Source organism: Fodinibius sp. GM21 (assembly GCF_058386955.1).
Map to the genome: position 1 here is coordinate 389,050 of NZ_JBYEIQ010000001.1, position 8,415 is coordinate 397,464.

An 8,415-nucleotide genomic window follows, 5' to 3' on the forward strand; every position below is an offset into this window, starting at 1 on the left:
TGAATATCGTATCAATTCTTAATTTTGCGGAAAGTATCGTATTTTAGTGACCCTTAAAAAAGAAAATTGTTTCCTAAAGAAGTAGCAGATATATGGATATTCAAGCAAAGTTAGAACAGGTAAGAGAACGGTTTGAAGAAGTGACGGCGGCGATGAGTGACCCTTCGGTGTATGATGATCCGGACCGCTATACCGAGCTTACCAAAGAGCATAGTGATTTAAAAGAATTAGTAGAGCTCTACGATAAATGGAAAGAGACAAAAAATCAGATTACTGGAAACAAAGAGCTGATTGAAGAGGGAGATGATGAGGAAATCACTGAAATGGCTGAGCTTGAGCTGGAAGAACTTAAACCACAGCTTGAAGAACTGGAAGAAGCCATTAAGTTTAAGTTAATTCCCAAAGATCCTGATGATTCGAAGAATGTAATTGTTGAATTACGTGCCGGTACCGGCGGTGATGAGGCAGCTATTTTTGTAGGAGATCTTTTTGATATGTATCGGCGCTATGCTGATAAAAAGGGATGGAAACTGAATATTCTTGGGCTTAGCGAATCTACAAAAGGCGGATATAAGGAACTCAATTTTGAGTTGGAAGGCGAAGAGGTATATGGAAAAATGAAATATGAAAGTGGCGTACACCGCGTCCAGCGAGTTCCCGAAACTGAAACTCAAGGACGCGTGCATACTTCTGCTGCTACTGTTGCAGTATTGCCTGAGGCAGAGGAAGTAGATATCGATGTAAATATGTCGGATATCAGGGTAGATACATTCCGCGCAAGTGGAGCAGGGGGGCAGCACGTGAACAAGACTGATTCGGCCGTACGTCTTACCCACGAACCCAGTGGCGTAGTGGTGGAATGCCAGCAAGAGCGATCGCAGCATCAGAATAAGGATAAAGCCATGAAGATGCTGCGTTCAAAGCTGTATGAAAAAGAAGAAGAGAAACTTCGTAAAGAGCGGGAAGAGGAACGGAATAGTCAAATTTCAACGGGTGATCGTAGTGCCAAAATTCGAACGTATAATTTTCCACAGAGTCGCCTGACCGATCACCGCATAAATTTAACGCTGTATAACCTCGAAGATATCATGAAGGGAGAAATTGAAGAGGTGATTGAAGCGTTGCGCGTACAGGATAATCTTGATAAATTAAATGCTGTAATGGAGGAGGGATAGTTATTGGTTATCAGTTATCAGGGGAGAATTCCCCCAATAACTAATAACAGATAATCAATGACTAACTAATTACACTTTAGGACCAGCCTTAATAAGTTCTTGACTTGCCTCTTCTTCAAACTGCTGGAAGTTTTCGGCAAACATCGCTGCCAATTCCTCAGCTTTATCGTCGTAGGCTACCTTATCACTCCAGGTATTACGTGGGGTTAGTATTTCTGAAGGAATGCCATCCACTTCATTAGGAATAGCCAACCCAAATACTGGGTCTATATCGAAGGTGGTGTCATCGAGGTTACCATCAAGAGCTTCACTTAACATTTGACGGGTATGGCCCAACTTCATGCGGTGCCCTTCGCCATACGGTCCGCCGGTCCAGCCGGTATTTAGTAACCACACGGTTGAATCGTGTTTTCGAATTTTATCGGCCAGCAGTTCGGCATAAACAGTAGGATGCAGAGGCATAAAGGGGGCACCAAAACAAGCAGAGAATGTTGCCTGGGGTTCGGTTACTCCACGCTCTGTTCCGGCAACCTTTGCAGTATATCCACTGATAAAGTGATACATTGCCTGCTCAGGCGTCAGCTTGGAAATGGGAGGTAGTACTCCGAAAGCATCACAGGTTAAGAAAATTACATTGCTTGGATGGTTGCCTTTTCCATCATCTGTCGCATTCGGAATATAGTGAATCGGATAGGAACATCTCGTGTTTTGGGTATAACTGGTATCGTCAAAATCCGGTTCGCGATTTTCGTAGAGAACAACATTCTCGAGTATTGTTCCCGGCATTTTGGTGGTAGCATAAATAAGCGGTTCCCCATCTTCAGAAAGGTTGATGGTTTTAGCATAACATCCTCCTTCGATGTTAAACACTCCGTCTTCGCTCCAGCCGTGCTCGTCATCTCCGATAAGGATACGATTTTGATCGGATGACAGCGTTGTTTTTCCGGTTCCAGACAACCCAAAGAATACGGCGGTATCACCATCTTCACTCATATTAGCCGAACAGTGCATCGCCATTACATTCTGTTTGGGCAACAGGTAATTCATCACTCCGAAAATTCCTTTTTTAACTTCACCGGAATATAGGGTCCCACCGATAAGGATGATTTTCTTATCAAAATTTACAAGAACAAATGCTTCACTTCTTGTACCGTCTTTTTCCGGGTCAGCTTTGAAATTGGGAGCAGCAAGTACGGTAAAATCCGGCTCATGATTTTTTAACTGCTCTTTAGTGGGACGAATAAACATGTTGTGAGAAAAAAGCCCGTGATAGGCCGCTTCGCTAACCACTCGTACATTCAGCTGATATTTTTCATCGGCCCCTGCATAACAGTCTTTCACATAGATTTTTTTGTCCTGCAGGTAATCTGTTACTTGGTCAAAAAGATTTTCAAAAACTTCTTCCTCTGTAGGTTGATTGATTTCTCCCCAATCTATGTCATCATGTATTGAAGGCTGATCAACAATAAACTTATCTTTTGGAGAACGTCCCGTATATTTACCCGTTAAAACGCGCAGGGCATAGTCTTTCGTTAAAACAGCTTCCCCATTTTGAATCGCCTCTTCGTAAAGCTCAGGAGGCGTGAGGTTCCAAATAGCATTATCGTTATTTTCTAACCCTAAATAATCAAGCCCGACTTGGCTGCGTGGGTGTGTGTGCTTACTCATTGATAAGTGAATTTTTTGTTCCTTTGCAGTTTAATTTTATCAGCTTTTGTGAAATGAGTAGAAGGATTTTTTTCCTCTCATTTCAGATGCTAAGTATAAGCATTATTATGGTGAATGTGTTGTGGCTCTTGAGGATATGAATTCTTTGATGACCGAAAGCGCTTACAGCCTAAAATTAAAATAATTGACGCTCTGTTTCATTAAATTAATTATAGATCAAGGTCAGTTTCAAAACTAAATAAAGTTGTTTGGGAATTGGATTGGCTGGCCTTCTATTTTAGATTAAGTGCTTTTGAGGAATTAATTAAGTTTATATGATGAGTTCACTTAGACTATCGATTAAGAAGACTATTAAAACTTTCAATTTTGTCTTTATTGGAGGGGGTTATCTTTTTATAGAGATTTAAAATTATTGAGATCTGTCTTTCGTTTACTCTATTAAAATTGGCTGATTTCTTTTTTAAAACTTTAAATCCCTCCTCGAAATAGAGTGATGAGGCCTCGATTTTGTTATTAAACTCGAGATTTGCTGCCAGACAAACCTTTGCAAATGCTGTCCAAGTATGGTTTTCTCCTAAAGCTCGCGAGCAGATTTCTAGCCCGTCTCGCAAATATTGTTCTCCTTTATCAAAATGTTTGGAAAACGTAAGATTTAAACCATAAGACGAACTTGCCTGACATGCCATTTTATGATCATTTCCGTAGTGCTCGATGGTATATTTAACATTTTCTTCGCTAAGTTGCTGAAAGCGTTCCATATTTCCAATATCCTTATTCACACCTGCAAGGTCATTCCTTACCTTGAGGGTTGTTTGATGCCCTTTTCCAAGTATCGATTCAGTAATTGAAAGAGCACTTTTTAAATATGGTTTGGCCTCTTGGAATTGTTGTTGGCGGATATATGTCCATGCAAGATTTTGTTTCCAACGACTGATGGTTAATGAGTCGGTTTTAATATCATTTTCTGCTCCTGAAAGGAGTTTTTGATAGAGTTGTTTTGCTTTTTCATTATTACCGGAATGAGAATAGAGATTTGCTCTCTGTTCATTAATTTTAGTTTGTAATGAGGGATAAAGGGTAGGAGAGTTTTTGATTATTTGATTTGCCTGTTCTAAATAATATCGGGCAGAATCTGTTTGCCCAAGGTTGTTTTTGGTTATGCCGATTTCCAAAAGTGACTCGACAGTTTTAGGATGGTCATTCCCCAAAATCTTAGAACGAATATTGAAAGATCTTTGAAAATACGGCAGGGCCAAGTCGGAATATACGTCGTGAGCATTACCAATACTAAAATTGATAGCTGCGTATTCAAGGCTTTTATGTCCATGAGAACTACCAATTAGAATTTTAGCTTTATTCAGTATTGAAAGAGCACTATCTCGGTAGCCTAGTTTGGAGTAAGCCTTACCAATTACTGACAGCATATTTGCCCGCATGTCTATATCTCGTATTTGATCTGCTTTCTGGCGTCCTTCCTGCAATAATTGCTCAGCTGTCAGTGATTCTCCACGAGCATTTTCGGGAAAATTTGCTTCGAACAATGTTAAAAGAAAATCTGAAATGTTTTGTGCCTTTTGAGCCTCTATTTGTGCCTGGTCTCTTTGTTCAGATATTCGCAAGGTATAATAACCTGAAAGCCCGACTATTAGCACTAAAACTACTGCAGTAACCGCCATACTTTTTTTGTGACGTGCAATAAATTTAGAGGCCCGATACTGGAAAGAATTTGTCCGAGCTGAAACAGGCAGGCCTTTAAGATAGTGATTTAGATCCTCCAAAAACTCCGTTGCCACACGGTAACGCCGGTCCGGTTCCTTGCGAATTGCTTTTAGTGCAATGGCATTTAAATCTCCCCGTATAGTATGTGATTTTTGTTTAGATGGTGCTTTATTGCTTGGTTTTTCTGGTTGCTTAGTTAAAATTACTTGTTCCGCTTCATAAGCGGTACAATCCGATAAATCAAAGGGAGGTGCTTCAGCTAAGAGTTCATAAAAAATCACACCCAGCGAATACAAATCTGTTGCTGTGGTAATATTCTTTTGTTTGATTTGTTCCGGGGCGGCATACCTTGGCGTCAGTAGACGGGTTCCGGTTCTAGTAAGGGAAAGGTTATTATCATCTTCGATCAATTTAGATATCCCAAAGTCCAAAATTTTTACACTCCCCGTCTTATCAATAAATATATTATCCGGTTTTAAGTCTCGATGAATAACAAGATTTTCATGAGCGTAACGTACGGCCTCAAGTATATCGACAAAGATCTTAAGTTTTTGATCGATCGAGCAATTATGCTTTTTGCAGTAGCTGTCAACCGGGATGCCATTAACATATTCCATAATGATATATGGAAACCCATCTTCGGTAGTTCCGGCATCGTATAAGCGTGCAATACTTGGGTGATGCAGACCAGCTAAAATTTGTTGCTCCCTTTTGAAGCGCAGAAGGTTTTGCTCAGTTGCTTTTGCTGTTTGAATTATTTTTATGGCAACTTGGTGATCAATTTTTTCGCTGACATGTTCTGCAAGATAAACAGTGCCCATGCCGCCTTTTCCAATCTGTTCCACTATTTGGTATGATCCAACCTGGGTTCCTACAAGAGAATCTTGAGTTGATAATAATTGAACATCATCAGAAATTTCCTCGTAGACGTTTCTCTTATAATCTTCGGGGTTTTCTAACCAGCCTTCAGAATCAAATATAGATTCTAACAGTTGGGTAACCTCTCCCTTTAATTCGGGTTTGCCTTCGCAACGTGTGTCGATAAATTGTTTGCGTTCCTTTTTTGGAAGGTCTAAAACCTGGTCAATGATTTGTTCGATTTCTTCCCAGTTATTGTGGCTCATGATGCCTCTTTTGGTTAAAAGCTAAAATAACTATAAGCAAAAGTTCTATATAATATATTCTAATAGTATATACGAGGGTCAACTGAAAAACAGTTCAATCAAGTAATTTCAAACTTTCCTTTAAGCTCCTTGTAAAGCCATCCCCGTGCTTTCATCCAGTCGCGTTTAATGGTGCTTTTTGATACATCAAGCGCTTCTGCCGTTTCTGCTATGGTCATTTCACCGAAAAACCGCATTTCAACAACTTTGGCAAGTCGTTCATTAAGCTCACTTAGTTCCTCAAGAGCTTTGTCTAAATTGATGAGTTCTTCTGTTTTGCGATTTTCTGCGCTGAAAAGCCCATCTATATACGTAACATCATTATTCTTGCCGCCCCGTTTTTTTGCATGTTTTTTTCGGGCATAATCGATTAGAATCTGGCGCATACATCGTGAGGCAATGGCTAAAAAATGGCTCCGGTCGGTAAAATCAATTTCAGACTGGTCAATCATTTTTAAATATGTTTCGTGTACCAGCTCGGTCTTGGAAAGGGTATGCCCATCAGATTGACGCGCCATATGAGAAAAAGCCAGTTGACGCAACTCTTGATAAATTAAAGGGTATAGTTTGTCGTAAACCCCATCTTTACCCTGTTTCAATTGGTATAATAACGTAGTGATTTCGGAAGATGATGACATGTATCCCTAACTTATTGTAGATGATATAGTTTTATCCCCAGTGTTCAATAAAAATAACGTACAAAAGCATTTAATTTTAATACATATAATGGTATAAGGCAATGCTTTGCATTAATGAAGCTTAGTTCACAGATATTTAATAAAAAGAAAGCCTCAATAAGTAATCACTAAAATACACGATTTTGATATCAAGAGAAGTAAAATGAAAAAAATGAATTAATTTGACCCCCTTTATTAATTTTTCTCGCATATATATAGTGAACGAAGAATATTATTTAATACAAGGCTATTATTTCTGTAGAGATAAAAAATAAACTGGCAGCGGGTATTTTATTTTTTACGATAGGTGTGCCTGCAACATTATTCGGGCAAACCGATCCCATACTTGAAGATTCAAATATAAGGCCCTTCACAGCTTCAGGCACCATCGGAATTTCTGCAAATACCTATACAGCTTCGGGCATACAGAATCGGCGTGCCCCCGCAAGTCTGAAAACCACCGCTAATCTCGACTTTTCTTTATTTGGCTTTAGCTCCGGCTTAAATATGCTCTACTCAACGGATCAGTCTGAATTTCGCCAAAACATGAACAATATTAGCTTTGATGCTACCTGGAAATGGATATCGGTGCAAGCCGGAGACGTGCATCCCAGTTTTTCAAAGTATGGTATCAACGGCGCAAAGATTCGTGGCGGTTTCTTACAGTTAAATCCCGGAAATTGGAATATCGAGCTATCTGGAGGTCGTTCAAAGAAAGCTATTCCCAACAATAGTTCACAAGATGAATTTCGTGAACCTTCATTTGAACGGTGGGCGATGGCTGGTAAAATTGGATATAATGGTGAAGCTGATAATCATTTTTACTTGAGCAGCCATTATGAGCTCGATAAATCAAGCTCGCTAAATAATCCTTCGGGTATTACCCCGCAAGAAAACCTTACGGTTACTCCTGATGCTATGTTATCGCTTTTTGAGGGAGTATTAACCCTTGAAAGTCAGGTCACATTTTCAGCTTATACCCGAGATGTTAATAGTACAAAAGTTCCAATTTCTGATCTTGGGCTGCCAAATTTTATATCTAACGTAATACAGGGCCGTCAGAGTTCGAGACTTAACTATGCGGGCCAGGCATCAGCAAACTTGCAATTAGATGAATTTGGATTTGATATTGGCTACGAGAGAATACAACCCGGGTTCAGGTCTCTGGGGATTGGAAGAATACAAGATGATAAAGAAAGAATAAGATTTGCTCCTTCTCTACAACTTTTTGATGACAAAGTATCTGTTCAAAGTAATATTACCCTCGGTCGTGACAATCTTCTCAACAGCAGGATACAGACTCAACGAAATACAGGTGTGGGAACAAATATTCAGGTGCAGGTTACTGATATGATGACTATCAACAGTAACTATAATTTACTGGTTAATAGTTTTACGACGAACTCGAGAGCTATTTCAAATCAACAAACAGCGCCATACGATCAAAAACAAGTGTCGCATACCTTGATGTTGCAGCCCTCGGTTACGGTGCAGGGAAATGAATTAACCCATAATATTTCACTGGCGGCCTCTTACTTTAACTTTAATCTCGAATTTGAGGGCAGGGGACCTACAGTACCCATCGGAAGTTCCTCTGATACCTATTCCACAAATGCAAGTTATAGCCTGAGTTTTCCTAGCGGATTGGCGATAAATTCGATGGCTAATGCGGTATTGAATAATTCGAGCTCTTCAGAAAATCTCACATTGGGTGGCAATGTGGGAGCTAGCTATTCGCTGTTAAAGCGCACATTGACTCTTACCCTTAATGGAGGATTTAATCATAATACGAATACGTCCTCTATGTCAAATTTAAATGATGTTCGCATAAAGACACAGCAATTTATGCTCAATCTAACAGGCAATTATCGTCTGACAGGTAAAGATTCATTTTCGTTTTCGGTCAGAAGTCGCAGTAATAATGTAGTGGAAGGGGGTAGCAGCAACTATTCGGAATTAGAAGCAAATCTACGTTATCAACACCGTTTTTAAATAGATTATTCGAACAAGTAA

Annotated in this window: 5 protein-coding genes; 2 read left to right on the plus strand and 3 right to left on the minus strand. The window is 39.7% G+C overall.

Annotated elements, in window-relative coordinates; all coding sequences use genetic code 11:
- The first annotated feature begins 92 nt into the window (after positions 1–92).
- Positions 93–1,175, plus strand: coding sequence for a peptide chain release factor 1 (gene prfA, locus ACT3IB_RS01570; protein ID WP_491537263.1), 1,083 nt, complete (start codon positions 93–95; stop codon positions 1,173–1,175).
- 69 nt (positions 1,176–1,244) lie between these two features.
- Here prfA and pckA read toward each other — a convergent pair whose 3' ends face one another.
- The 3 genes from pckA to ACT3IB_RS01585 all read right to left on the minus strand — a co-directional run bounded on the left by pckA (position 1,245) and on the right by ACT3IB_RS01585 (position 6,363).
- Positions 1,245–2,843, minus strand: a complete 1,599-nt coding sequence (pckA, locus tag ACT3IB_RS01575) for a phosphoenolpyruvate carboxykinase (ATP) (protein WP_491537264.1) — start codon at positions 2,841–2,843, stop codon at positions 1,245–1,247.
- Positions 2,844–3,175: 332 nt separating this feature from the next.
- Positions 3,176–5,686, minus strand: coding sequence for a protein kinase domain-containing protein (locus tag ACT3IB_RS01580; protein WP_491537265.1), 2,511 nt, complete (start codon positions 5,684–5,686; stop codon positions 3,176–3,178).
- Between the two features lie 98 nt (positions 5,687–5,784).
- Positions 5,785–6,363: a sigma-70 family RNA polymerase sigma factor gene (locus tag ACT3IB_RS01585; RefSeq protein WP_491537266.1), complete on the minus strand. Its 579-nt coding sequence runs from the start codon at positions 6,361–6,363 to the stop codon at positions 5,785–5,787.
- A 348-nt stretch (positions 6,364–6,711) separates the two neighbouring features.
- On the opposite strand from ACT3IB_RS01585, the gene ACT3IB_RS01590 reads away from it, so the two are divergent.
- The gene (locus ACT3IB_RS01590; protein ID WP_491537267.1) at positions 6,712–8,394 is read left to right on the plus strand and encodes a hypothetical protein; all 1,683 of its coding nucleotides are present in this window, start codon (positions 6,712–6,714) and stop codon (positions 8,392–8,394) included.
- The last annotated feature ends 21 nt before the right edge of the window (positions 8,395–8,415 follow it).

What these genes read in the sequence shown, in the direction of transcription:
- ACT3IB_RS01580 (WP_491537265.1), bottom strand. Translation starts at nt 5,686, where the DNA reads ATGAGCCACAATAACTGGGAAGAAATCGAACAAATCATTGACCAGGTT.
- pckA (WP_491537264.1), bottom strand. Translation starts at nt 2,843, where the DNA reads ATGAGTAAGCACACACACCCACGCAGCCAAGTCGGGCTTGATTATTTA.
- prfA (WP_491537263.1), top strand. Translation starts at nt 93, where the DNA reads ATGGATATTCAAGCAAAGTTAGAACAGGTAAGAGAACGGTTTGAAGAA.
- ACT3IB_RS01585 (WP_491537266.1), bottom strand. Translation starts at nt 6,363, where the DNA reads ATGTCATCATCTTCCGAAATCACTACGTTATTATACCAATTGAAACAG.